The organism is Conyzicola sp., from assembly GCF_057073975.1.
The window spans coordinates 1-24,666 of sequence record NZ_JBXMIS010000102.1 but is presented as its reverse complement, the minus strand read 5'-3'; the positions used below and the strand labels follow the sequence as shown (position 1 = coordinate 24,666).

25 protein-coding genes and 3 tRNA genes are annotated in these 24,666 nt (G+C 67.8%); 20 read left to right on the top strand and 8 right to left on the bottom strand.

Annotated elements, in window-relative coordinates; translation table 11 throughout:
* The first annotated feature begins 420 nt into the window (after nucleotides 1-420).
* The gene (locus tag AC14A7_RS09110; protein WP_484008316.1) at nucleotides 421-1,293 is read left to right on the top strand and encodes a patatin-like phospholipase family protein; all 873 of its coding nucleotides are present in this window, start codon (nucleotides 421-423) and stop codon (nucleotides 1,291-1,293) included.
* Between the two features lie 10 nt (nucleotides 1,294-1,303).
* On the opposite strand, the gene AC14A7_RS09105 is transcribed toward AC14A7_RS09110, so the two are convergent.
* The 3 genes from AC14A7_RS09105 to AC14A7_RS09095 all read right to left on the bottom strand — a co-directional run bounded on the left by AC14A7_RS09105 (nucleotide 1,304) and on the right by AC14A7_RS09095 (nucleotide 4,028).
* The gene (locus AC14A7_RS09105; RefSeq protein ID WP_484008318.1) at nucleotides 1,304-2,059 is read right to left on the bottom strand and encodes an SDR family NAD(P)-dependent oxidoreductase; all 756 of its coding nucleotides are present in this window, start codon (nucleotides 2,057-2,059) and stop codon (nucleotides 1,304-1,306) included.
* Between the two features lie 56 nt (nucleotides 2,060-2,115).
* Nucleotides 2,116-2,994 (bottom strand): universal stress protein, encoded by an 879-nt coding sequence (locus AC14A7_RS09100; RefSeq protein WP_484008314.1) that lies wholly within the window; start codon nucleotides 2,992-2,994, stop codon nucleotides 2,116-2,118.
* An 86-nt stretch (nucleotides 2,995-3,080) separates the two neighbouring features.
* Nucleotides 3,081-4,028: a universal stress protein gene (locus AC14A7_RS09095; protein WP_484008312.1), complete on the bottom strand. Its 948-nt coding sequence runs from the start codon at nucleotides 4,026-4,028 to the stop codon at nucleotides 3,081-3,083.
* Between AC14A7_RS09095 and AC14A7_RS09090 the strand changes: the two genes are divergently transcribed.
* Entirely contained in the window at nucleotides 3,969-5,675 is a 1,707-nt protein-coding gene (locus AC14A7_RS09090; protein ID WP_484008310.1) for a sensor histidine kinase, read from the top strand. The two genes, AC14A7_RS09095 and AC14A7_RS09090, sit on opposite strands and share 60 nt — an antisense overlap.
* Before the next feature lie 26 nt (nucleotides 5,676-5,701).
* Here AC14A7_RS09090 and AC14A7_RS09085 read toward each other — a convergent pair whose 3' ends face one another.
* On the bottom strand, nucleotides 5,702-7,594 hold the full coding sequence (locus AC14A7_RS09085; RefSeq protein WP_484008308.1) for a heavy metal translocating P-type ATPase: 1,893 nt from the start codon (nucleotides 7,592-7,594) through the stop codon (nucleotides 5,702-5,704).
* A gap of 127 nt (nucleotides 7,595-7,721) precedes the next feature.
* On the opposite strand from AC14A7_RS09085, the gene AC14A7_RS09080 reads away from it, so the two are divergent.
* The 6 genes from AC14A7_RS09080 (at nucleotide 7,722) to ppsA (ending at nucleotide 13,314) form a co-directional block, all read left to right on the top strand.
* Nucleotides 7,722-8,645: a universal stress protein gene (locus tag AC14A7_RS09080; RefSeq protein ID WP_484008306.1), complete on the top strand. Its 924-nt coding sequence runs from the start codon at nucleotides 7,722-7,724 to the stop codon at nucleotides 8,643-8,645.
* Nucleotides 8,642-9,316 (top strand): BON domain-containing protein, encoded by a 675-nt coding sequence (locus tag AC14A7_RS09075; RefSeq protein ID WP_484008304.1) that lies wholly within the window; start codon nucleotides 8,642-8,644, stop codon nucleotides 9,314-9,316. Before AC14A7_RS09080 ends, AC14A7_RS09075 begins: the two co-directional genes overlap by 4 nt.
* A 16-nt stretch (nucleotides 9,317-9,332) precedes the next feature.
* Nucleotides 9,333-9,761 carry an Hsp20/alpha crystallin family protein gene (locus tag AC14A7_RS09070; protein WP_484008302.1) on the top strand — a complete coding sequence of 143 codons (429 nt, stop codon included), beginning with the start codon at nucleotides 9,333-9,335 and terminating at the stop codon, nucleotides 9,759-9,761.
* An 85-nt stretch (nucleotides 9,762-9,846) separates the two neighbouring features.
* Nucleotides 9,847-10,287, top strand: coding sequence for a hypothetical protein (locus AC14A7_RS09065; protein WP_484008301.1), 441 nt, complete (start codon nucleotides 9,847-9,849; stop codon nucleotides 10,285-10,287).
* Nucleotides 10,288-10,448: 161 nt separating this feature from the next.
* Complete coding sequence (locus AC14A7_RS09060; protein ID WP_484008299.1) at nucleotides 10,449-10,904, top strand: pyridoxamine 5'-phosphate oxidase family protein; 456 nt, start codon at nucleotides 10,449-10,451, stop codon at nucleotides 10,902-10,904.
* Complete coding sequence (gene ppsA / locus AC14A7_RS09055) at nucleotides 10,897-13,314, top strand: phosphoenolpyruvate synthase (RefSeq protein WP_484008297.1); 2,418 nt, start codon at nucleotides 10,897-10,899, stop codon at nucleotides 13,312-13,314. Before AC14A7_RS09060 ends, ppsA begins: the two co-directional genes overlap by 8 nt.
* Nucleotides 13,315-13,358: 44 nt before the next feature.
* Here ppsA and AC14A7_RS09050 read toward each other — a convergent pair.
* From AC14A7_RS09050 to AC14A7_RS09040, 3 genes are all read right to left on the bottom strand, one after another.
* Nucleotides 13,359-13,434 (bottom strand) — tRNA-Phe (locus tag AC14A7_RS09050).
* 38 nt (nucleotides 13,435-13,472) lie between these two features.
* Nucleotides 13,473-13,546, bottom strand: a tRNA-Asp gene (locus AC14A7_RS09045).
* 24 nt (nucleotides 13,547-13,570) lie between these two features.
* A tRNA-Glu gene (locus tag AC14A7_RS09040) sits at nucleotides 13,571-13,643 on the bottom strand.
* A 235-nt stretch (nucleotides 13,644-13,878) separates the two neighbouring features.
* Here AC14A7_RS09040 and AC14A7_RS09035 point away from each other — a divergent pair.
* The gene (locus AC14A7_RS09035) at nucleotides 13,879-15,117 is read left to right on the top strand and encodes a peptidoglycan DD-metalloendopeptidase family protein (RefSeq protein WP_484008295.1); all 1,239 of its coding nucleotides are present in this window, start codon (nucleotides 13,879-13,881) and stop codon (nucleotides 15,115-15,117) included.
* A gap of 97 nt (nucleotides 15,118-15,214) precedes the next feature.
* Here AC14A7_RS09035 and AC14A7_RS09030 read toward each other — a convergent pair whose 3' ends face one another.
* Nucleotides 15,215-15,706 carry an inorganic diphosphatase gene (locus AC14A7_RS09030; RefSeq protein ID WP_484008293.1) on the bottom strand — a complete coding sequence of 164 codons (492 nt, stop codon included), beginning with the start codon at nucleotides 15,704-15,706 and terminating at the stop codon, nucleotides 15,215-15,217.
* A gap of 57 nt (nucleotides 15,707-15,763) precedes the next feature.
* Here AC14A7_RS09030 and tilS point away from each other — a divergent pair, with 57 nt between their 5' ends.
* The 11 genes from tilS to AC14A7_RS08975 form a co-directional block, all read left to right on the top strand.
* Nucleotides 15,764-16,732 carry a tRNA lysidine(34) synthetase TilS gene (gene tilS / locus AC14A7_RS09025; protein WP_484008291.1) on the top strand — a complete coding sequence of 323 codons (969 nt, stop codon included), beginning with the start codon at nucleotides 15,764-15,766 and terminating at the stop codon, nucleotides 16,730-16,732.
* A 4-nt stretch (nucleotides 16,733-16,736) separates the two neighbouring features.
* Entirely contained in the window at nucleotides 16,737-17,288 is a 552-nt protein-coding gene (hpt, locus tag AC14A7_RS09020) for a hypoxanthine phosphoribosyltransferase (RefSeq protein WP_484008289.1), read from the top strand.
* A gap of 290 nt (nucleotides 17,289-17,578) precedes the next feature.
* Complete coding sequence (ftsH, locus tag AC14A7_RS09015) at nucleotides 17,579-19,585, top strand: ATP-dependent zinc metalloprotease FtsH (protein WP_484008287.1); 2,007 nt, start codon at nucleotides 17,579-17,581, stop codon at nucleotides 19,583-19,585.
* Nucleotides 19,586-19,611: 26 nt separating this feature from the next.
* On the top strand, nucleotides 19,612-20,193 hold the full coding sequence (folE, locus tag AC14A7_RS09010; protein WP_484008285.1) for a GTP cyclohydrolase I FolE: 582 nt from the start codon (nucleotides 19,612-19,614) through the stop codon (nucleotides 20,191-20,193).
* Nucleotides 20,186-21,004: a dihydropteroate synthase gene (gene folP, locus AC14A7_RS09005; RefSeq protein WP_484008283.1), complete on the top strand. Its 819-nt coding sequence runs from the start codon at nucleotides 20,186-20,188 to the stop codon at nucleotides 21,002-21,004. Before folE ends, folP begins: the two co-directional genes overlap by 8 nt.
* Nucleotides 21,001-21,369: a dihydroneopterin aldolase gene (folB, locus tag AC14A7_RS09000; protein ID WP_484008281.1), complete on the top strand. Its 369-nt coding sequence runs from the start codon at nucleotides 21,001-21,003 to the stop codon at nucleotides 21,367-21,369. Before folP ends, folB begins: the two co-directional genes overlap by 4 nt.
* Nucleotides 21,366-21,833: a 2-amino-4-hydroxy-6-hydroxymethyldihydropteridine diphosphokinase gene (gene folK / locus AC14A7_RS08995; RefSeq protein ID WP_484008279.1), complete on the top strand. Its 468-nt coding sequence runs from the start codon at nucleotides 21,366-21,368 to the stop codon at nucleotides 21,831-21,833. Before folB ends, folK begins: the two co-directional genes overlap by 4 nt.
* Nucleotides 21,830-22,309 (top strand): DUF3180 domain-containing protein, encoded by a 480-nt coding sequence (locus tag AC14A7_RS08990; RefSeq protein WP_484008277.1) that lies wholly within the window; start codon nucleotides 21,830-21,832, stop codon nucleotides 22,307-22,309. The genes folK and AC14A7_RS08990 overlap by 4 nt, the downstream gene beginning before the upstream one ends.
* A 10-nt stretch (nucleotides 22,310-22,319) precedes the next feature.
* Nucleotides 22,320-22,787 carry a PH domain-containing protein gene (locus AC14A7_RS08985; protein ID WP_484008275.1) on the top strand — a complete coding sequence of 156 codons (468 nt, stop codon included), beginning with the start codon at nucleotides 22,320-22,322 and terminating at the stop codon, nucleotides 22,785-22,787.
* The gene (locus AC14A7_RS08980; RefSeq protein WP_484008273.1) at nucleotides 22,784-24,328 is read left to right on the top strand and encodes a PH domain-containing protein; all 1,545 of its coding nucleotides are present in this window, start codon (nucleotides 22,784-22,786) and stop codon (nucleotides 24,326-24,328) included. Before AC14A7_RS08985 ends, AC14A7_RS08980 begins: the two co-directional genes overlap by 4 nt.
* A partial coding sequence (locus AC14A7_RS08975; RefSeq protein WP_484008271.1) for an NAD(P)-binding domain-containing protein occupies nucleotides 24,325-24,666 on the top strand: 342 nt, incomplete at its 3' end. The genes AC14A7_RS08980 and AC14A7_RS08975, both read left to right, overlap by 4 nt.

The following is a 24,666-nucleotide window of genomic DNA, read 5'->3' as shown; positions in this document are numbered from 1 at the left end:
CAGGCAGTGGCGCCGGCCCAGTCGGCCGCGGCGTGCGGGGCGCCCCGGCCGTGCCCGCCCCCCACGCCGCCGAACAGGTCTCCCAGGGGTGAAGTACGTATCATCGTCTCCTCCTCACCCGACCCCGGGGTGGGAATGGGCGATACCTAACGATATATCGTCGGCGCGGGATCGTCATCCATGTAACGCACATCGATCTTCGGCTGCTCCGGAAGGTCGATTCGCGTTACATCAACGTCAGGCTCCCTCGTTGCCCGCCTACCATCACCGTGTTACCGTCGCCAGAACGCAATCGACCCTCTGGAGGTGACACCCATGAACGCAGTATCCACATCGGGTGCTCCCCGCGGTCGACGAACGCGCGACTGATCTAGTCACCGCCAGGAGCGCCCGCCACGCACTGTGCGAAAGGCACCTCCCGTGAACACTTCTCCCTCATCCCGTCGCGCCCTCGTTCTCGGGGGCGGCGGCTCCGCCGGCAACGCCTGGCTCATCGGCGTCGTCGCCGGTCTCGCCGAGCGCGGCCTGGATGTCACCACGGCCGACCTCATCATCGGCACCTCCGCGGGGGCAACAGCCGCGGCCCAGCTCACCGCAGCTGGCGCTGGCGACCTGCTCGCGCAGACCGTCGCTGCGGTCGTGCCGCAGCGACTGGGCGGCGCCGGATCCATGCTCGACCACCTGGAGCGAACCAACCGGGTGATCGCCGAATCCACCGGCATCACCGACATGCGTCGACGGGCGGGCGCCTCGGCTCTCGGGCTGCACGCCTCGACCGACCCCGCCGCGCAGGAGCGCTGGCGCGCAACCGTCGCGGCTCGACTACCCAGCCAGAGCTGGCCAGACCACCGCGTGCAACTCACCGCCATGGATGCCCGCACCGGCGAGCCCGTCATCTTCGACCGCGAGAGCGGGGTCGCACTCGCAGACGCGGTCGCAGCCAGCTGCGCCGGCGGCTTCGCCTACGCCATCGGCGGCATCCACTACATCGACGGCGGCTACCGCACCAACGCCGACAACGCGGATCTGGCCGCCGGATACGAGCGAGTGCTGGTGCTGTCCCCGCTCGGCGGCCGGTCGCGGCATCCACGGCACTGGGGCACGCATCTCGCCGAACAGGTCGACGCGCTGCGGGCCGAGGGCAGCGCGGTCGAGACGGTCTTTCCCGACGACGACGCACTCGCGGCGTTCGGCGACAACCCCATGGACCTGTCGGCGCGGGCGCCCGCGGCTCGCGCCGGGCACGCCCAGGGCGCGGCCCGAGCCAGCGACCTCGCCGAGTTCTGGGCGTGACGACGGTGGATCAGATGGCCGCCCATCCGCCGTCGCTTGCCAGCACCGCACCGGAGACATTGGTCGAGTCGTCGCTCAGCAGCCAGGTGATCGCTGCGGCGAGCTCCTCCGACGTGGCGATCGGCGGCACGGTGACCTGCAGGAACGGGCCGAGGCGCTCGCCGGCGAACTGCGACTTGAATGGTGCCTCGATGTTGGTGGCAACGCCGCCGGGCGCGACGGCGTTGCAGCGCACACCGCTGGGCGTGTAGAAGAACGCGGTGCTCTTGGTGAATCCGATGAGCGCGTGCTTCGAGGTCGTGTAGGTCGTTCCCGCGGCAGATCCGCGCAGTCCGGCCTCCGACGTGACGTTCACTATGGATCCGTGGCCGGCCGCGACCATCGACGGCACCACCGCGCGGGTGAGGCGCATGATCGCGGTGAGATTCACGTCCATCACCCGATGCCAGGTGGTGTCGTCGATCTCGGCGGACGGCAGAAAGCCGTCCATGATCCCTGCCACGTTGGCGAGCGCGTCGACGTGGTTGTCTGCCGCCTCCATGAGCGCTTCGACCGTGGACTGCGCGGTCACGTCACCGAGCACGGTGCGGATGCTGAGCCCTTCAAGCTCGTCGCGGAGGTGCTTGAGGCGCTCCGGGCTGATGTCGGTCGCGATGACGCGGGCCCCCTCCTTGGCGAGTCGCACCGCGGTTGCGCGACCGATTCCGGATCCGGCACCCGTGACGAGCGCTGTCTTGTCGGCGAATCGTCCCGCTATGGGTTCCATTGCCATGGGCTGTCTCCTTCCCTGAGTTGCTGTTTGTGGTTGGTCGGCTCGCCGGGTCAGATGAGGTCTTCGTCCAGCAGCTCCGGATACACGTCGACGGGGTCGTCGTGGTGGGCGATCACGGCAACGGGCGAGGGGAGAGCGCGAAGCACGGCATGGCTCGTCGAGCCGAGAAGCAGGGAGGTGATCGCACCGCGCCCCCGCGACCCCATGACTACGAGGGAGGAGTCCTTCGCGGCGCCGATGATGGTCGTCGCCGGGGATTCCATGCGCAGCACCTCGGCCACGTCGAGGTGGGGGAAGGCTAGCCGGATGCGACCGGCCGCCCTCGACAGCGCGTCCGCCTCGGCGCGCGAGAGTTCGTCGATCAGGGCCTCGGACGGCGGGCCTTCCAGGGGAACGGGGCGGGGCGGCTCCCATCCGTGCACCACGCGAAGTCCACGGTGCTGACGGCTCGCCTCTCGTGCAGCGACGTCGAGGGCCAGCTCCGAGGCCTCGTCATCTGACCAGGCGGCAGTGATCGGCCCCGTCGTCGCTGTCCAGCCAACAGGCACAACCACCGTTGGGCAGTAGGCGCGGCCGGCGACCCGCTGCGATAGGGGAGCGTGGGTGACGCCGGCGAGCGCCGAGGGCTTCTTCGCCCCGATGACGAGCAGGTCCGCCCGGATCGAGGCCCGGATGAGGGCGTCGGGAGCCATCCCGTAGCGCACACAGGTCTCGACCGTGCTGTGGGGGAGGGCGGACTGCGCGGTGTCCCGTGCCTCGTTGAGCACGCGCTCGTATGCCTCGCCGTCATCCGACGGCAGGGTGAAGTCGACCCCGACGACAGTGGTCAGCTCGATGAGCGACTTCTCGGTGCGAGCGCGGGCGATCGCCCAGTCCAGTGCCGACCTGCTTGCCGGACCGCCGTCGACGGCCACTATCAGCTTCTCCACTAGCCACCCTCCTCGAATTCCCCACCATCGTCGGTCGCGCCGCTCGACGATGACAGGGTCGAAGGTCCCGCACCCGGCGGCGACGGTCAGGTGCGAACGACGAGCACCGGCGAATTGATGTTGAGCAGCACCTCGTGGCAGAGCGAGCCGATGAATGCAGCATTCTCCGGAGGCACGCGCGAGGCTCCCAGTACGAGGAGTGCCGCAGAACGACTCGCGTCCAGAAGCGCATCCGCCGGATGCCGTTGCGAGAACCTGCTTCGAATCACCAGATTCGACGCCGCCTCTGCCGCCTGCGCGACGGCGTCGGCGAGCAGCTGGGTCGAGAACGCGCTGCGCCCCCGCTCGTCGGCCCGCACCAGGGTGAGCTCGTGGTTGTCCTTGGCCGCCTCGATCGCCCCCGCAACGACGGCTGCGGCTGCCGCCTGGCCAGGCGCCACGCCGATCACGACGCCCCTGCGGCCGGCGAAATCCTCATGGGGGATGACCGCCACATCGCAGTCGGCCGTGGCAGAGACGACGATGCTCATCGTTCCCAGCACTCGGCCCCGAAGGTATCCCGTCTTGTGGGTTCCGACCACAATCAGGTCCTCAGGCGTGCAGAGGTCGGTCAGCGCTCGCACTGGGCTACCGTGCAGCAACCGCGTCTCGACAGAGAGTGCGGGATGGGATGCGCCTGCCTCCACTGCGGCGTCGTGCAGAAGCTCCGCTGCCTTCCGTGTCTGCTCGTGAGCGTAGTCCGTGCCCAGCTGCCCCCATTCCTCGTCGGCCACCGAAGCGATCACGACGGGAAACTGGTCACGATCAGCTCTTTTGAGAGCCCACGACAAGGCAGACCTGCTCGGTCCAGACCCGTCGAATCCAATAATTAGCCTGCGCACAACCCCTCCCCTCCTCTCGTCGATTGTGAAATGATTGCCAAAAGTTGGCCGCCGAGGCAGGGGCCAAAAGTCCTCATTCTGTGAGAGGTCACCATGACCGACGACGAGGTGCGGATCGCATTTCCCGACGGTCCCCGATCTGAGCTCGACCATGTCGTCGAGCGCCTGGTTTCTGTGGCAGGAGACGTGCTGGCGACCCAGGGTCGGCTGCGCAGCCTTCTTGCGGCAAGTCGTTTCGTGGCCAACGAACTCGAGCTTCCTGCCGTGCTTCGGCGAATCGTCGAGGCCGCCACCAAGCTCGTCGGCGCCGAGTACGGGGCCATTGGAGTCACGGCAGCAGGCGGAACCCTCGCGCAGTTCATCCACGTCGGCATGCCCGATGACCTGGTGAAGCGCATCGGGCACCTGCCAGAGGGCCGCGGACTACTCGGTGCTCTTATCGACGAGCAGGAGCCGATCCGGTTGCATGAGCTGAGCGCCGACCCGCGGTCGATCGGGTTTCCGGCGGGGCATCCAGAGATGCACACCTTCCTCGGGGTGCCGGTGCGCGTGCGGGGTGAGGTCTTCGGAAACCTCTATCTCGCAGAGAGCTCGGCTGGCGCCTTCACGGAGGAGGACCAGGAGCTCCTCGTCGCGCTCGCGGACACGGCCGGAGCGGCGATCGACCATGCGCGGCTGTATGCCGAGAGCCAGCGGCGGCAGCAGTGGGCCTCTGCCTCAGCAGAGGTCACCGCGGCACTCCTGTCAGAAGACGAAGGCAAGTCGCTCGCGATCCTCGTTGACAGAGTGGCCGTGCTTGCCGACGCGGAGCTGGTCTGCATCGCGACCCCCTCCAAGGACGGCGTGATGACCATCGAGGTGGCTCGTGGCGAGCGAGCCGGCGCGTTCGAGGGCATGAAGTTCGACTCCGACGGCACCCTCGCTGGCAGGGCATACGAGAGTGGTCAGCCGGTGCTCTCTGGCGCCACCCTGGTCAGTCGGGTGGATCCTCAGGTGTCGTTCGGGCCGACGATGGCCATCCCGTTGATCTCGGCGGATTCCCCGAGGGGCGTGCTGACCATCTCCCGTGCGGTGAACCGGCCGTCGTTCTCTGCTGCCGACCTCGACATGGCGTCGGAGTTCGCCGCGCAGGCGAGCGTGGCGCTGAGGATCGCATCGATGCGCTCCTATCGCGAGCGCGTCGCGATACTCGAGGACAGGGGGCGAATCGCCCGCGACCTGCATGACACCGTGATCCAGCGCCTGTTCGGGGCCGGGCTGAGTCTGCAGGCCACCGCGGGCGCAATCCCCGATCCGGCTGCGAGCTCGCGCATCGCCCAGGAGGTCGGCGCACTCGACCTCGCCATCTCGGAGATACGAACGGCCATCTTCACTCTCGCCAATGAGGCCGATGCGACGTCGCCGACCCTGCGCCACCGCGTCATCGACCTGGTCGGAGAACAGGCAGAGCTCTTTCCCGAGTCACCCAGCATCACGTTCACCGGCGCGGTGGACATCATGGTCGACAACTCGCTCTCTGATGACGTTGTGGCTGTCATCCGCGAGGGGCTGAGCAACGTCGTGCGGCACGCGAAGGCCACGGCCGTCTCTGTGTCGGTGTCCGCAGTCGACGGCACGGTGGTCGTGGTTATCGAGGATGACGGCATCGGGATCCCGGCCACGCCCACCCGTCGCAGCGGAACCGCCAACCTCGAGCGCAGGGCCACCATGAGGAACGGCTCCTTCTCGACGACGCCGCGCGACGGCGGGGGAACGGTGCTGCGCTGGGAGGTTCCCCTTGCCAACGGGTCGGAGCACTAGCACTCAGGGGCCGTGGCAGACGGCGGTCAGGTGCGGGCGACGGGATCGCCGGCGGCAGCGCGGCCAGCTCTGAGGCTGTTGAGGATCGCGATGACATCCACCACCTCCTGAGCGGTTGCACCGAGGATCGCGGGGATGACGCCGGTCGAGGCCACGAGCATGAGGGCGACGCTGATTCCGATTCCCACCCCGATGCTCTGGTAGGCGATGCGGAGGGTGCGTCGGGCGAGTCTGATCACGACCGGCACGCGACGCAGGTCGTCGATAAGAACGACAACGTCGGCGGACTCGCTGGCCGCGGTGGCGCCGCGAGCCCCCATCGCCATCCCGACGTCAGCCGCGGCGAGCACGGGGGCGTCGTTGATCCCGTCGCCGACCATGAGCGCCGGACGCGGGGTGAGCTGCGCCATCCTCGCCACCTTGTCGGCTGGCATGAGTCCCGCGTGCACCTGCCCGATTCCCACGGCGCTGGCGATTCTCTCCGCGGTCTCGGGTGAGTCGCCGGACAGCATGGCGAGCTGCGTGATCCCGAGCTCGCGCAGACCGGAGATCGTCTCTGCAGCCTCGCTCCGCACCTGGTCGGCGAGCACGATGCGGCCGAGCACACGATCCGCTCGCGACACGTACACAGCCATCTCGCCGGCGACCAGCGGCGGCCATTCGCCCGCGGGCTCGCCTGCCACGAACTCGAGCTTGCCAACGGCAACGCGCATGCCTGCCATCTCGCCATCGATGCCGAGGGCGGTCTGCTCCTGCACCGACGTGACGGCAATGCGTGCGACCTCTCGTCGAATGGCCTCCTCGACGATGGCGCTCGCGAGCACGTGGGCGGAGTGGGACTCGAGGGACGCCCCGACGCTCAGCACCTCCTCGTCTGCGTGTCCGTCTGCTGGCTCGATCCGGTCGACGCGGGGGATGCCCCGCGTCACGGTGCCTGTCTTGTCGAATGCGACGGTGCGGATGCGGGCAAGCTGTTCGAGAACCCCACCGCTCTTCACCACGATCCCGAACGACGCGGCCTTGCTCATCGCCGCGATGAGGGCAACGGGGGTGGCAATCAGGAGCGGGCACGGAGTCGCGACGACGAGAACCTCGCCGAGTCGCGCCGGGTCGCCGGAGACGACCCAGGCGGCAATGCCAATCGCGAAGGCTGCAATGGTGAACGGAACAGCCACGCGATCCGCGGTCCTCACCATCGGTGCCTTGCTGTCGGCGGCACGGCGCACGAGCTCGATGATTGTCTGAAACTGGCTGTCCTTCGCCGTGGCTATCGCGCGCATCCTCGTCAGCGATCCTCCGTTCACGGCACCGCTCAGAACGGTCGATCCGGGCGCCCGCCAGATGGGCATGCTCTCGCCGCTGATGGATGACTCGTCGAACACGGCGCCCTCGGAGAGCACCGTGGAGTCGACAGGCACTGCCTCGCCCGGGCGCACCTCGAGAGTGTCGCCCGGTTGTACCTCGTCGACACCCGCGTCGACGACCGCGCCGTTGAGCTCTCGGTGCACCAGCTGAGGCGCTCGACTCATGAGGGATCGCAGCTCTGCCCGCGCGCGATGCTCGGCGAAGTGCTCGAGGGCCTCTCCGCCGGTGAGCATGAAGACGACGACCAGCGCGGCCCAGTAGTCGCCGAGCGCGACGGTGCTCGCGATGGCGCTGATCGCCAGCACATCGATGCCCCAACTGCCAGACCGGAGGGAGCGCAGCATCGACACGGCCGCCCGCGCGGCCATGAACACCGTGAAGCACGTTGCTAGCACGGGAGCGAACGGACTCCAGGGGGTCGCCAGCAGCAGCGCGGTGACGATGCCAACGAGGAGCGTCAGCGCCACGAAGGGATACTGCTTCGCCAGCCGTGCCCCACGCACGATGAGAGACGGCGCCGCGGGTGGTGCCTGCTGGTGCGTGGCGGAGATCACCAGCCAACGATCCCCTCTGCGAGGAGGGTTCTGAAGGGTCGAAGGTCCTCGTAGGACCTTCGACCCTGACCAGATGCGCGATTGCGGAGCAGCGTGAATTGCATATCTACCCCACTGGAGGTCAACCATGAGAATCGTTGCAGGCGTCAGTGCCACTGCCGATAGTCACCCCGCCATCGACTGGGCGATGGAGCACGCCACGGCGGCATCAGACACCGTAGAACTCGTTCACGTCGTCGACGACACGATGAGCGACGTGCCAGACAGCTACACCGAATCCGCGCTTCTGGCGGCGGAGCGGGAGCTTCGAGACCGGGCAGAGCAGGTGAAGCAGGCGCGGCCAGGACTTGCCGTCGAAGCACACGTGCGCATGGGCGCCCCGGCACGAGAGCTCATCGAGGCAGCCGGCCGGGCCAACCTGCTCGTGATCGGCTCCCATCGGGAGCCCGGCCACTCGGCGAGCAGGCGCACGGTCAGACTCGCCGGGCTCGCGCCATGCTCGGTAGTCGTGGTTCCTCATGAGCCGAAGGATGCCGGATCGGGAGTCGTCGTAGGCATCGACGGCTCGGCCGACTCCGACCGAGCGGTCGAGTTCGCCGCTCAGCTCGCCGACCGGTATCGGGAGCCGCTGACTGCCATCTACGCCCTGTCGCACCCAGAGCCATGGGGACTTGTGGAGCCGTACCTCAACTACATCCAGCCGACCGAGTCCGACCGGCTGGTTCTCGCCGAGGCGATCGCGGGGCTCTCGAGCACCTACCCCGACCTGGAGATCCGTTCAGAGGTCGTCCTCGGAACTCCGGCCGAGGCCCTCTCGACGGCGGCTCGGGGGGCTCGCATGCTCGTGGTCGGATCCCACGGCCGGCACGGACTGCCCCGGATGCTTCTCGGATCGGTCAGTGAGTCGGTGGCCGCAGCGCTTCCGTGCGCGGTCGCCGTCATCCGTCGCGGCGCTTCCGACAGCACGGGACCTTCGACCCTCCCGTCTACCGAGGCAGAGAGAGACCGTGGAACGGCGCGGGATGCGCGCCACGAGAAGGGAAAGAAATGAAAGTCGAAACAAAGACCCGGTCGGATGCCTCAGTGCAGGCCGCGGTCCAATCCGAGTTGGAATGGTCGCCTGACGTCGATGCCGCCAGCATCGGGGTGTCGGTGGAGGACGGAGTGGTGTCGCTGTCGGGCAGGGTCGACGGCTACGCAGAGCGCAAGGCCGCCGAGCGCGCAGCATTCCGGGTGCGCGGGGTCAGGGCGGTCGTGGACGACATGGTCTCCGATGCGGAGAACGCCCGGATGACGGCGAGCGACACCGACATCGCCATGGCGGCGCAGAGCGCGCTCTCCCACACGACCACGATTCCTGCCACCGTCCACGCGGAGGTCAAGAAGCGCGTCGTCACCCTCACCGGTGAGGTGCAGTGGAACTTCGAGAGGGAGGCCGCCCGACGGGCCGTCGAGCACATCCGTGGCGTCGCGCACGTCGACAACCGCATCACCCTCGCCCCGCGTGCATCGGCCGTCGACACGGCGAGCAAGATCAGGGCGGCGCTGGTGCGCAACGCGAACGTCGACGCCGACCACATCTTCGTCGAGGTCGACGGCACGCGCGTCAAGCTCACGGGAACAGTCACGTCGTGGGCAGAGCGGCTCCAGGCCGAGCACGCCGCGTGGTCGTCGCCGAACGTGACGAAGGTCGTCAATTCAATCGCCGTCTCGGCGGCATGAGACAAGGAGCATGACAATGGCACGCAATCTGGTTCGATTCGACCCGTTCCTCGGGTTGGACACCATTCGGAAAGACATCTTCGACGACGGGTTCCTCCGCGCCTTCCAGGGCACGAAGCTGCCGACGACCGATATCTACACGGAAGACGACAACAAGCTCGTGATCGAGTCGCACCTGCCGAACTACGACGAGAAGGACATCAGCGTCGACGTCGACAAGGGCGCCCTGGTCATCCAGGCAGAACGGCACGAGCGCGAGGAGGACAAGAAGAAGAAGTACGTCACGCGAGAGAGCAGCAGCAGCTTCTACCGCAGCATCGCGCTTCCGGAGCAGGCTGAGCAGGAGGCTGTCAGCGCGACTTTCGACAAGGGAGTGCTGACCGTGACGGTGCCTTTCACCGGGTCGCCGTCACCGCGCAAGGTCGCGATCACGACGGGCAAGTGAACGTCGGCCAACGGTGCCCTGCTGGCATGCCAGCGGGGCACGCGCACGTCGCGCGTCGAGGGCGGATCGACTCCACGAGGCTGCCATGACCGACAGGGCGCGAGTGGTCGAGGGCATTCTCCGTGTGCTGGAGGTCGCCGTCGCGCTGACGGCGCTCGCCGGCGGGGCCGTGCTGGTCGTCGGCGCGCTGCAGCCGCAGTGGAGCACGCTCCTCACCCCGCCCACCGCCTATCTGAGCAACTCCCCGTTCGACAGCTATCTGATTCCCGGGATCGTGCTGGCGGCCGTCCTCGGCGGCACGAACCTCGTGGCGTTCGTCCTCCTCGTGCGACGAAGTCGCTGGTCGATGCTCGCTGCGGTCATCGCGGCGTATGCGACTGTCATCTGGATCTTCGTTCAGATGGTCTACATCCCGTTCAGCGTCCTCCAGGTCATCTACCTTGTTGCCGGCTTGGCGCAGATCGGCCTCGTGCTCGTGCTTCTCGGCCTGTTTCGATCGACCCGCCCACCTGTCGAGCGATGGTGACCGCCTGCGCGCGGGAGCACATCCCGCGATTCGACGCCGTTGGGACCTTCGACCCTGTGACGCCGGCGCGCGCGGCGTGGGGATCACTGCGTGGATGCCGAGCGATGGGCGAGAGATCCACTGACCAACGAGGATCGACTGGCCGCGAGGAGGAAACGCGCATGGCCATGAGTGCGAGCGACGTGCTCTCGAGAGCGGACATCCGCGGCGTCGTCGGCGAGATGAGCACCGACCTCTGCTGGGAGGCCCTCGAGTCACACGGCTTCGGCCGCCTCGCCGTGCTGCACGAGGGCATGATCCACATCTTCCCCATCAACTTCGCCGTCGACGGCGCGAAGATCTTCTTCCGCACGGCGCCAGGGTCGAAGCTCCTCGCCCTCAAGGCCACGCCGCAGGTTGCTCTCGAGATCGACGCCATCGACGACAAGGCGGCGTACAGCGTCGTCGTCAAGGGCACGGCGGCGTGGGTCGAGTCGCCTGCCGATGTGACAGCCGCGGACGCCCTGCGGCTGACCACGTGGATTCCGACCCTCAAGCTCCGCTGGGTGCGGATCTGGCCGACCGATGTAACCGGTCGTGTCTTTCACCGAGGTAAGGAGAGGGATCCCTATGTCTAAAGTGAAGTGGTTCAGCGAGGTGGGTGTCGCAGACGTTCCGCTCGTCGGCGGGAAGAACGCCTCGCTTGGCGAGTTGCTCACCGGGCTAACCCGCGAGGGCGTGCGGGTGCCCGACGGGTTCGCCACGACAGCCGACGCCTACCGGGCGTTCGTGGCGCACAACGGGCTCGAGGCGCGCATCCTGTCAGAGCTCGACGCCTATCGCAGCGGCCGTGTCACCCTGCAGGTCGCCGGTGCAGAGATTCGCGAGGCGTTCATGGTCGCAGACTTTCCCTCTGATCTGGCCGATGAGATCCGGGCGTCGTACCACGAGCTTGCGAACCGCAGCGGAATCGCCCACCTGGCCGTGGCCGTGCGCAGCAGCGCGACAGCAGAGGACCTCCCCGATGCGAGTTTCGCCGGGCAGCAGGAGACCTTCCTCAACATCGTCGGAGAGCGACAGCTACTGGATGCCTGCCAGCGCTGCTTCGCCTCGCTCTTCACCGATCGCGCGATCACCTATCGCCAGCTCAAGGGCTTCGACGACCTGTCGGTCGCCCTCTCCATCGGCGTGCAGCGGATGGTGCGCAGCGACATCGGTGCGTCGGGCGTGATGTTCTCGATCGACACCGAGAGCGGCTTCCCGCGCCTCGCCGTGATCAGCGCCGCGTGGGGCCTTGGCGAGCTCGTCGTTCAGGGACTCGTCGATCCAGACACCTACAAGGTGTTCACCCCGTTGCTCGACGACGCATCGGTCTCGCCGATCATCGAGCGAACCGTCGGTGCCAAGGAGCGGAAGATGGTCTACGGCCGCGGGGGCAGCGCCCGCACGCGCATGATCGATACCGTGCCGCGGGAACGCGGTGCCGTCGTGCTCAGCGACGCCGACGTCCTTCAGCTGGCACGCTGGGCGGTGAGTGTGGCGAACCACTACGGGCACCCCATGGACATGGAGTGGGCGAAGGACGGGCAGACGGGCGAGCTGTTCCTGGTGCAGGCGCGGCCAGAGACCGTGCAGGCGACGAAGTCGGTCTCGTCGTTCACCATCAACCGGCTCACCGAGACCGGGCCGCTGCTTCTGACCGGCGCGGCGATCGGCGACGGGATCGCCACCGGCGAGGTGTGCGTCATTCGTGACCCAGCGGAGATCACGCGCTTCCGCGATGGCGCGATTCTCGTCACAGAGATGACGGATCCCGACTGGGTTCCGATCATGTCCCGTGCCGCTGGCATCATCACAGAGCACGGGGGAACGACGAGCCACGCCGCGATTGTCAGTCGAGAGCTCGGCAAGCCCGCGGTCGTCGGCACCGGCACCGCCACGACGGTGCTGCGCGACCAGCAGCAGGTGACGCTCAGCTGTGCCGAGGGCGAGGAGGGCCGCATCTACGAGGGCATCCTGCCGTTCGAGCGGGAGGAGATCGACCTCGGTGCGATTCCGGAGACGAAGACGCGCCTCATGGTCAACATCGCGAGCCCGGCCGCCGCCTTCCAGTGGTGGCGCCTGCCCGCCGCCGGCGTCGGCCTCGCGCGGATGGAGTTCATCATCAGCGGAGGCATCAGGGTTCACCCCATGGCGCTCGTGCACCCGGAGAAGATCACGAGCGCCGCCGATCGAGCCCAGATCGACGAGCTCACCCGCTCGTGGCCCGACCGATCGGCCTACTTCGTCGACACCCTCGCCCGCGGGCTCGCGAAGATCGCTGCGCCCTACCACCCGAAGCCCGTCATCGTTCGAATGAGCGACTTCAAGTCGAACGAGTACGCCAACCTCATCGGGGGGCGCGACTTCGAGACCATGGAGGAGAACCCGATGATCGGGTTCCGTGGGGCGTCGCGCTACTACGACCCGCGGTACCGTGAGGCGTTCGCGCTCGAGTGCCGCGCCGTCGGCATGGCGCGATCCGAGCTGGGGTTCCGCAACATCCGCGTGATGATCCCGTTCTGCCGCACTGTCGGGGAGGCCGACCGCGTGCTGGCGGTGATGGCAGAGCACGGGCTCGAGCGCGGCGCCGACGGCCTCGAGGTCTACATGATGTGCGAGATCCCCTCCAACGTGATCGTCGCCGGTGACTTCGCCTCCCGATTCGACGGATTCTCGATCGGCTCGAACGACCTCACTCAGCTGACCCTCGGAGTCGACCGCGACTCCGGCGAGCTGGCGGCGCTCTTCGACGAGCGCGATCCGGCGGTGCTGGAGATGGTGGGCATGGCGATTCGCGGGGCGCACGGTGCTGGCATCCCGGTGGGCATCTGCGGGCAGGCGCCGAGCGACTATCCAGAGTTCGCGGAGTTCCTGGTCGAGCAGGGCATCGACTCGATCTCGCTCAACCCAGACAGCTTCCTGCGCACAGCCACCCACGTCGCGCGGCTCGAGGCGCGCACGCGCTCGGCGAGTTCTGCCGACGTGCACGCCGGTTCGATGGCCTGATCGGGCCAGACGACAAAAGCCCCCGCAGCAGCAGGGGCTTCTCGTGGTGGCTCCGACGGGCGTCGATCCCGTGACCTCACGATTTTCAGTCGTGCGCTCTACCAACTGAGCTACAGAGCCAAACCGGCTAGACCCCTCCGGGGAGAAGCCGAACCTTGCGACCCTGACCGGACTTGAACCGGCGACCTCCGCCGTGACAGGGCGGCGCGCTAACCAACTGCGCTACAGGGCCTAACTATGAAACTGTGTGTTTTCGTGACCCCAACGGGATTCGAACCCGTGTTAACGCCGTGAAAGGGCGCCGTCCTAGGCCACTAAACGATGGGGCCATGCAGTCACAAGACGCCATAGCTACCGAGGGACAAGCATAGGGTGCTGCTCGCGAAATACAAAACCGCCCATTATGCGAAACCCCACGGATGAACCGCGGTACGAATCGCCGTGCGGCTAGGTTCAAGTGCACATTGAAGGTCGACTTGTTAGTGTTGTGCGAGTTAACAGTGTTACTGGTGTGAATTCGCACTCGCGAAGCCGCACACACAAACGGCGCGATACGGGGATTCCATGGCCATGACACACGGGGCGAATGCAGGCCTGCTGCGCCTTATGCCACGCTCGCTCGGCGCGCGGATCGTTGCTGCGGCATCCGCGTTCGTTCTCGTCTTCACCATCTCGCTCGTCAACCAGTCGCCCGCATGGGCCGTCGACTACCCGACGTGGGCCGAGGTCGCGGCAGCCCGCAACAGCGAGGCAGCCACCAAGGCGAAGATCGCCGAGATCACCGCGCTCATCGCGAGCCTGCAGGCAGAGGTCGAGCGCACCCAGGCAGAGGCAGAGGCCAAGGGCGCGCTCTACCAGGAGGCCGACCAGAAGTTCCAGGAGCAGGCGCTCAAGGCCGACGAGCTGCAGATGCAGGCCGATGAGGCTCAGCAGCTGGCAGAGGAGTCGATCGCGAGAGCCGGCGAGATGGTCGCCCAGCTCTACCGCGGCGGCAACGGCGATGTCACGACCACCCTGTTCGTCAACGCGAGCGAGGCCGACGACCTGCTCTACAGCTACGGCATGGCAGACAAGTTCACCGAGCAGAGCGCGACCGTCTACGAGACGGCGCTGCAAGACCAGAAGTCGGCCCAGTCGCTGACCGACCAGGCGAACGTCGCGAAAGACATCCGCGAGCAGCTGCGCGTCGAGGCGGAGGCCGCCTTCCAAGCTGCCCAGGCTGCGGCCGACGCCGCTGGTGCCGCGCTCGCCGCCCAGCAGCAGTACCAGAACCAGCTCAACGCGCAGCTCGTCGTGCTCAGCGAGCGCCGTGCCGCCACCGAGGCTGACTACGCGAAGGGCGTCGCCGTGCGTGCTGCCGCCGCGGCAGCCGCCCTCGCCGCTGGACAGATCACGGCGAGCGGATGGGCACGGCCTGCCAGCGGCTGGATCTCGAGCGGCTTCGGCCACCGCTGCGGCCCCGGCGGATGCAACACCCACCTCGGTACCGACATCGCCGCCTCCTGCGGCAACCCCATCTACGCCGCTCACGGCGGAGTGGTCACCTACTCCGGCTACAACGGCATCTACGGCAACTACATCCAGATCGACCACGGCGGCGGAGTCTCCACGGCCTACGGCCACATCCAGAACGGCGGCCTGCTGGTCGCCCGTGGTGCCTACGTCGACCCCGGCCAGAACATCGCGCGAATCGGTGCGACCGGCGGAGCAACCGGATGCCACCTGCACTTCGGCGTGCTCATCAACGGTGTCGTGACTGACCCGGTGCCGTACATGCGCAACCAGGGAATCTCGCTGGGCTGAGTCGGCCCCGCGTCGGCGACCCGGCGTCGAGGTGCGCAAAAAAGGCACCCAGCGTCGCCGGGTGCCCATTTTGCCGCTCCTCGCGGACGAGTGAGCGCTAGTGCGCTGCCGGCACGAACGCCGCGATGCCCGCCTGGATGATCGCCTCCGCCTCGGCTGCGTCGCCCCATCCCTCTGTCTTGACCCACTTGTTCGGCTCGAGGTCTTTGTAGTGCTCGAAGAAGTGCTCGATCTCCTTGCGCTGGAACTCGGGGATGTCGCTGACATCCTGCACCCACTCCCAGCGCGGGTCCTTGGCGAGCACGGCGATGACCTTGGCGTCAGAGCCGCCGTCGTCGGTCATGTTGAACACGCCGACCGGGCGCACCGACACGAGGGAGGTCGGGTAGAAGACCTCGTCGTGCAGCACGAGCACGTCGACCGGGTCGCCGTCGAGGCCGAGGGTCTCATCGAAGAAGCCGTAGTTGGTGGGGTAGCCGAACGCGGTGAACAGCACACGGTCGAGGGCGAGGCGGCCGGTCTCGTGGTCGACCTCGTACTTGACCTTGCTTCCCTTGGGAATCTCGATGACGGCGTTGTAGGCGCCCATTGGCTGCTCCTTGATCGGTGACTGCTGCTGGTCTGAATGCTGGAATAACGTTACTGGATGACCACTCGCCCCCGACTGACGCCTCCAATCGCCGACGTGCGGCGTGCGGTTCGCGCGCTGCTGCCGGCCGACGGGCTCGTGCTCGTCGCCCTCAGCGGAGGGCCCGACTCGCTCGCGCTCGCTGCCGCGACGGCCTTCGAGGCGGCGGGGCGCGCGGGTGCTGTCATCGTCGACCACGGCCTGCAAGACGGGTCGGCGGCCGTTGCCGCCGCCGCGGCAGACAAGGCACGGCAGCTCGGGCTCGACCCGGTGGTCGTGACAGCCGTCGATGTCGGCACGGCAGGGGGGCCGGAGGCCGCCGCCCGCGATGCCAGGTATGCCGCGCTATCCGCAGTGGCACGGCGCGAGGGCGCCTCCGCCGTGCTGCTCGGCCACACCCTCGACGACCAGGCAGAGACGGTGCTGCTCGGCCTGGCACGCGGCAGCGGTGCCGCGAGCCTGCAGGGCATGCACGCCGTGACGGGACTGTATCGGCGCCCGCTGCTCGGCATCCGGCGATCGACCACCGTGCAGGCCTGTGCCGACGCGGGGCTCACGCCGTGGATCGACCCCCACAACAGCGACCACACCTACACCAGGGTTCGCGTTCGCGAGACGGTGCTGCCCGTGCTCGAGGCAGAGCTCGGCCCCGGTGTCGCCGAGGCTCTCGCCCGCACCGCGGACCAGCTTCGCGAAGACGCGGAGGCCCTCGACCACTTCGCTGAGGAGATCGTCGAGGAGCTCGCCGAGATCGCCGAGGCCGGCATCTCGCTGCCCGTGAGCGCCCTGGCCTCCAACCCCGCGGCGCTGCGGCAGCGGCTCATCCGCCTCGCGGTGCACGGCGAGTTCCACGTCTCGCTCAGTCGCGCGCACACCCTCGAGGTCGCCAGGCTGGTCACCGACTGGCACGGGCAGGGGCCGATCGACCTCCCGGGGGTGCGGGTTTACCGAGAAGGAGGCCTGTTGGTCTTCGAAGCGGCAGACTAGACCGATGGAGTTCAGCGACATCGAGTCAGACCTTGACGGCATCCTCCTCACGCAGGAGCAGATCCACGGGAAGCTCGCAGAGCTCGCCCGCCGCATCGAGGTGGACTACGCGGGCACCAAGCCGCTGCTGGTCGGCGTGCTGCGCGGCGCGGTGATGGTCATGGCCGACCTCGCCCGCGAGCTCACCATCCCCATCGAGATGGACTGGATGGCGGTCTCCTCCTATGGAAGCAGCACCCAGTCGAGCGGCGTCGTGCGCATCCTCAAAGACCTCGACACCGACCTTCACGGCCGCCACGTCATCATCGTCGAGGACATCATCGACTCCGGCCTCACCCTCTCGTGGCTGCGCGGCAACCTCGAGACGCGCGGCGCGGAGTCGGTCGAGATCGTCGCCCTGCTGCGCAAGCCGGAGGCGGCCAAGGTCGAGGTGGATGTGAAGTACCAGGGCTTCGAGATTCCCAACGCCTTCGTCATCGGCTACGGCCTCGACTACGCGGAGCAGTACCGCAACCTCCGCGGCATCGGCGTGCTCGCGCCCCACGTGTACTCGTAGCCCGCACCCACGAGCCCCCCTCCGCCTCGCCCGTTCCGCCCGTTTCGCCCGTTCCGCCCGTTTCGTAAAGCAGGAATGCGAGTGGCCAGAGGGCCTCATGTTCCATGAAGTGGTCACACGGGCAACTCTGCCCACGTCAGTCCCGCACCTTCCTGTTTTGCGAACGCAGGGGGAGGGGTGGATGGGGTTACCCCGTAGGCGAACATCCGGTATTCATCCAGCGACCTGCCGCTAACCTTGCAGCAGGTTTCTTCAGCAGGAAGGTGCCGGGCCAAGACCGCCCGGAGCAAATGGACATCAAGCGAATTCTCCGTGGACCTGTCTTCTGGGTCGCCCTTGCCGTCATCGGCATCCTGTTCGGCCTGAGCTTCTTCACCGGCCTCCCCGGATTCAAGGAGGTCTCGGTCAAGCACGGCCTCGAGCTGCTCGAGGAGGGCAAGGTCGAGAACGCCAAGATCATCGACGGCGACCAGCGCGTCGACCTCACGCTGACTAAGGCCGACGGCGACAACGGCAAGCTCGTGCAGTTCTACTACGTCGCCCCGCGCGGCGAGGAGATCGTGAAAGCCGTCACCTCCGCTGATCCCAAGGAGTACACGGATGAGGTGCCGCAGCCCAACGCGCTGCTGTCGTTCCTCGGCCTGCTGCTTCCCTTCGTCATCATCGGGCTCATCTTCTGGTTCCTCGTCTCTCGCATGCAGGGCGGCGGGTCTCGCGTCATGCAGTTCGGCAAGTCGAAGGCCAAACTTGTCGGCAAGGAGACCCCAACGGTCACCTTCGCCGATGTGGCCGGCTCGGACGAGGCCGTCGAGGAGCTAGAGGAGATCAAGGACTTCCTCAAGGAGCCAGGCAAGTTCCTCGCTGTCGGTGCCCGCATTCCGAAGGGCGTGCTGCTGTACGGCCCTCCCGGAACCGGCAAGACCCTCCTCGCCCGTGCTGTCGCCGGTGAGGCGGGAGTGCCGTTCTACACGATCTCCGGTTCTGACTTCGTCGAGATGTTCGTCGGTGTCGGCGCCAGCCGCGTGCGCGACCTGTTCGAGCAGGCGAAGCAGAACGCGCCGGCCATCATCTTCATCGACGAGATCGACGCCGTCGGCCGCCACCGCGGCGCCGGCATCGGCGGCGGCAACGACGAGCGGGAGCAGACGCTCAACCAGCTGCTCGTGGAGATGGACGGCTTCGACGCGAACGCCAACGTCATCCTCATCGCCGCGACGAACCGTCCCGACGTGCTCGACCCCGCCCTGCTGCGCCCCGGCCGCTTCGATCGCCAGATCGGCGTCGACGCGCCAGACCTGCAGGGCCGCAAGCAGATCCTCGAGGTGCACGGCAAGGGCAAGCCGCTCGCCAAGGGCGTCGACCTCGAGGTGCTCGCGCGCAAGACGCCTGGCTTCACGGGTGCAGACCTCGCCAACGTGCTCAACGAGGCAGCCCTCTTGACCGCGCGCAGCAATGCGCAGCTCATCGACAACCGCGCACTGGATGAGGCGGTCGACCGCGTCATCGCCGGCCCCCAGCGACGCACCCGCCTGATGAACGACAAAGAGAAGCTCATCACGGCGTACCACGAGGGCGGACACGCTCTCGCGGCCGCGGCGATGCGCAACACCGACCCGGTGACGAAGGTCACCATCCTTCCCCGCGGTCGCGCCCTCGGCTACACGATGGTGCTTCCGCTGGAGGACAAGTACTCCGTCACGCGCAACGAGCTGCTCGATCAGCTCACCTACGCGATGGGCGGCCGCGTCGCGGAGGAGATCGTGTTCCATGACCCGACCACCGGGGCATCCAACGACATCGAGAAGGCGACGGCAACGGCTCGCCGCATGGTGACCGAGTACGGCATGAGCGCCCGCATCGGCTCCGTCAAGCTCGGCCAGGCGCAGGGCGAGCCATTCATGGGCCGCGACATGGGCGGTGGACGCGACTTCTCCAACGGCGTTGCAGAGACCGTCGATGCCGAGGTGCGCGCGCTCATCGAGCAGGCGCACGACGAGGCATGGCAGGTGCTCAACACCAACCGCGACCTTCTCGACCAGCTCGCACGCGAGCTCATCGAGAAGGAGACCCTCGACCACGTTCAGCTCGCCGAGATCTTCGAGAAGGTGCAGAAGCTGCCGGAGCGCCCGAAGTGGCTCTCGAGCGACACGCGGCCGCTCTCCGACCGCCCTCCCATCAAGATCGCGACGAAGGCCCCGATCGACTCCGGAGCAGTCGACGGCGGCGTCGGCTCTGAGCCACCGGTGAAGCCGCGCACCCCGCGGCCCCGCAAGACGCCCGGCATCGCGACGGCCTAGTCGCCGACGGCTAAGGCACCCCGGGCATGGCTATTGACACACGTCGCATCGAGGCGGCGGTCGCCGAGCTCCTCGCTGCCATCGGCGAGGACCCGTCGCGACCCGGTCTCGCGTCGACCCCGCAGCGGGTCGCGCAGGCCTACGGCGACTTCTTCTCCGGCCTCGACCAGGATCCGCTCGACCACCTCGCCGAGACGGTAGAGCTCGGCGAGGGCGAGCGAGGCGAGCTCGTGCTGCTGCGCGACATCGAGTTCCGCTCGATCTGCGAGCACCACCTGCTGCCGTTCGTCGGAATCGCCCACCTCGCCTACGTTCCGAGCACCCGAGTCGTCGGGCTCGGCCGGCTTCCCCGCGTGGTCGAGACCCTCGCCTCGCGGCCCCAGCTGCAGGAGCGCCTGACGGAGGAGATCGCCGACACGCTCGATGCGGGGCTCGCGGCGGAGGGTGTGCTTGTCATCCTTGATGCAGTGCATGGTTGCGTCTCTGCCCGAGGGGCGCGCCAGGCGAAGAGTTCAACTGTGACGCTCGCGACGCGCGGCTCGCTCAGCGAGCCCGCTGCCCGCGCGGGGGTCATGTCACTGATCGGGCGAGGTAGCACCAATGACTGAAACTGCTGTGCGAGAACGACCGAGGGTGTTCGGCATCCTCAACGTCACTCCTGACTCCTTCAGCGACGGTGGTCGCTGGAACGACCTCGATGAGGCGATAGAGCACGGGCTTGAACTGAGCGAGAGCGGCGCCGATGTCATCGACGTCGGAGGGGAGTCGACGAGACCGGGCGCAGAGCGGGTTGCAGAGGACGAGGAGCACGAGCGCGTGCTGCCGATCGTCTCCGCCCTTGTCGAGCGGGGGGTCAGTGTGAGTGTCGACACGATGCGCGCCTCGACGGCCGCGCTCGCGATCGAGGCGGGTGCCAGCACCGTCAACGATGTCTCGGGTGGCCTCGCCGATCCAGAGATGTTTCGGCTCATCGCCGCCTCCGACGTCGACTACGCGGCCATGCACTGGCGTGACATGAGCCACGAGACGGGCAGCTTCAGCAACGTCGTCGACGAGGTGCGCGACGACCTCAAGTACCGCATCGCAGAGCTCATCATCTGGGGTGCCGACCCCGACCGCATCATCGTCGACCCCGGCATCGGCTTTGGCAAGACGCCGGAGGAGAACTGGGCGCTGCTCGGCCACCTCGACCAGCTGGCGACGCTCGAGCACCGGGTGCTCGTCGGTGTGTCGCGCAAGAGGTTCCTCTCGCCGTTCACCGAGCCGGATGCCGACCCGGTCGGGCGGGACGCCGCGACGGCCACGATCAGCGCGCTTGCCGCCCAGGCGGGAGCCTGGGCCGTGCGCGTGCACGACGTGGCCTCCACGCGCGCAACGCTCGATGTCTGGGAGGCCTGGGAGCGGGGTGCTGCCTCGTGAGCGACACCGACCGCATCACCCTGACGGGGCTTCGGGCCTCGGCCTTTCACGGAGTGCTGGAGCACGAGCGCCGCACCGGCCAGGTGTTCATCATCGATGTCACCATCTGGCTCGACCTCGAGGCGGCCGCCGCGAGCGACGACCTCGACCTCACCGTGCACTACGGCGAGCTGGCCGAGGAGGTTGTGGCGTCGGTGGAGACCGAGCCGGTCGATCTCATCGAGACCGTGGCGGAGCGCGTCGCCGGGGTTGCGCTCGCGCACGCGCCCGTTCGCACGGTGGAGGTGACGGTGCACAAGCCCTCAGCGCCGATCAGCGTGCCGTTCTCCGATGTCGCTGTCACGATCCTGCGCTCGAGGCCATGACCCACGCGGTGCTCGCGCTCGGCAGCAATCTCGGTGACCGCGACGGCGCGCTCACCGAGGCAGTTCGACGCATCGCCGACGTCCCCGGGGTCGACCTCGTCGCAGCCTCGACCGCCCGCGAGTCGATCGCGCTCACGCCGAGCGGCCCCGACGCCGACGCCCCCGCCTACCTCAACTCCGTCGTCGCCATCGAGACGCTGCTCTCTCCGGTCGAGCTGCTCGACGCCGTCAACGAGATCGAGGCAGACCTCGGGCGCGTGCGTGGCGAGCGCTGGGCCGACCGCACACTTGATATCGACATCATCGTGTTCGGCGAGATCGTCGTGGCGACCGACCGCCTGACGATCCCGCATCCTCGGGCTGCCGAGCGCAGCTTCGTGCTCGAGCCGTGGCTCGAGATCGAGCCGGACGCCGTCATCCCCGGCCTCGGCCCGGTGCGCGAGCTGGCAGCGAGGCTGTCGTGAAACCCACGAGGGCATCTCCGCTTATCGCGCTTGCGGCAATTGGCGTTGTCGCCGGGTGGTTCACCGAGCTCATCCTCGTTGGCTCTGGCCGCCCGAGCCTTGTGCCGCCGATCACCCTCGGCGTCGCTCTCGGCCTCATCGGCGTGCTGGTCGTGCTGGGGGCGCTGCCGGTCTTCCGGGTTGCGCGTGGAGTCGTGGGTGCGCGGGTCGACCCGTTCTACGCGACGCGAATCGTGCTGCTGGCCAAGGCATCCAGTCTCACCGGGGCGATCCTCACCGGCGTCGCCATCTCGGTGCTCATCTTCCTTCTGACGAGGTCTGTCGTTGCATCGGCCGGATCGGTCACCATGGCGGCGGTCACTCTTGTCGGGGCTGCGATGCTGCTCGCCGGTGGTCTCGTCGCCGAGAAGATGTGCACGCTTCCCCCCGAGGACGAGGGTTCTGGGCCGGGCCTGCCCGACCGCACGGTGTCGTAGGGTGTCGGGTGTGAGCACCATCGACTACCAGCGCGTCTCCCCCAAGTACATCGTGGTCGATCTGGTCGGCTACCTGATCTCCGGCCTCATCCTCACGGCGATCTCGTTCGTGCCTCTGGTTGTCTTCGATTGGTCGCTTGGCTGGATTCCGCCGATCGCGGTCGGTGCCGTCTCGCTGCTCATGGTGGCCCTGACCCCTCGCCGGGTGCGCGCGATCGGCTATGCCCTCCGTGACGACGACCTCGTGTTCCGCCGCGGAATCATGTGGACGCGCGTCGTCGCGGTTCCCTATGGCCGCATGCAGCTCGTCGACATCAACCGCGGGCCCCTCGCGCGGGCGGTCGGGCTCAGCGAGCTCAAGCTCGTGACGGCGGCGGCAGCGACCGGGGTGGTCATCCCCGGCCTGCCCGAGGCGGTCGCAGAGGAGCTGAGAGACACCCTCGTCGCGCTCGCCGAAAGCAGAAGGGCCGGCTTGTGAGCCACGTGGCGCCGCCAGTGGTGTCGCGTCTCGCCAACGGGGAGTGGCACCGGCTGCATCCCGCAACCCCGTTGCTCAAGGGCGGCATCGCCCTCGTGGCCATCATCGGATTCGGCCTGTACAACCTGCGCGACGCCTTCATAGAGACCCTCGTCGGCGGCGATCGCGGCGATGACGACCCGGTCTCGTGGCTGCTCGGCCACACTGCGTTCTGGATCATCGCGGTCGCCGTGCTCGGCTTCCTCCTTCTGCTCGTCGCCGGCTTCTATGTCTCGTGGCGCATGCACACCTTCCGCATCACCGACGAGGTCGTCGAGGTGCGAAGCGGCATCCTGTTCAGAACGCACCGCAAGGGGCGCCTCGACCGCATCCAGGGCATCAACATCGTTCGGCCGTTCATCGCTCGTCTCTTCGGCGCAGCCAAGCTCGAGGTCAACGTCGCCGGACAGGACGCGAACGTGCAGCTCGACTACCTCGGGTCTGCGGCCGCGGATGACCTCCGGCGCGAGATCCTTCGCCTCGCCTCCGGAACTCAGGCGGCAGCAGCCACGGCCGAGGCCGTCACGAATGGCAACGGCGTCGTCGGGCAGCGCGTGTCTGAGCTGCTCGCCCCGGAGCTCGACCCGCACGAGGCTCCCCTCGAGTCGGTCGTCACCATGAACCTCGGTCGCGTGATCGGCTCGCTGCTGCTGAGCGGCTTCACCCTCATGGTGCTCGGCATCGTCGTCGCTGTCATCATCAGCACCTCTCTCACGGGTCAGGCATTCTTCCTGTTCGCCATCGTGCCGGGAATCATCGGTGGTGCCAGCTACTACTGGTCGCGATTCACCCGCTCGCTGCGGTACACGATTGCCGGCACGCCCGACGGAATCCGCATCGGCCACGGCCTTCTCTCGACGAGCAACGACACCCTTCCCCCTGGCCGCATCCACTCCGTGCAGGTGAGCCAGCCGCTGCTGTGGCGCATACCGGGATGGTGGGAGATCAAGGTCAACCGCGCGACGAAGTCGACGACGACCGATGGCAGCGGACAGCGAAACACGACGATCCTGCCGGTCGGCGACCGCGGCGACGTCATGCGGGTGCTCGCCCTCGTGCTGCCGGGGCTCTCGGGCGAGGAGGCGCTCGCGCTACTCCAGCGTGGCATCGAGTCGAAGGGCGGCGACGACGGGTTCACGACGTCGCCGCGCCGTGCCGCGGTGATCCGATGGTTCTCCTGGCGACGCAACGGCTTCGCGCTCCTGGATGACACGGTGCTGCTGCGTAAGGGCGCCATCTGGCGCGAGCTCGTCATCGTTCCCCTCGCCAGGATGCAGAGCGTTGTCATCGAGGACGGCCCGATCTATCGCCAGCTGCGTCTCGCCGCCGTGAAGGTGCACACCGTCGCCGGCCCCATCACGCCAGCGCTCGGCGCGCTCGACCACGCCGACGCAGAGAGGTTCTTCGACACCGTCGCTGCTGCCGCGGTGCGCTCCGGCACCTCCGACACCAGCCACCACTGGCGGGCGCACGAGGTCGCCGCGCCGGAGCCATCCCAGTGACCACCCGCGACGGACGCCTCGGCATCGGCATCATCGGGGCCGGCCGGGTCGGTCCGGTGCTCGGCGCCGCTCTCGCCGGTGCTGGTCACGCGATCGTCGGCATCAGCGCGGTGTCGGCTGACAGTAGGGACCGCGCTGAGGCCATGCTGCCGGGAGTGCCGATTCTCGAGGTGCAAGCCGTCGTCGAGCGAAGCGAGCTCGTGATCCTGGCGGTGCCGGAGTCGGAGCTCGAATCCCTCGTGACGGGGCTCGCGGCGACGGGCACGTGGCAGCCGGGGCAGCTCGTGCTGCACACGGCGGCCGGGTTCGGAACCGGGGTGCTCGCCCCGGCGCTGCGC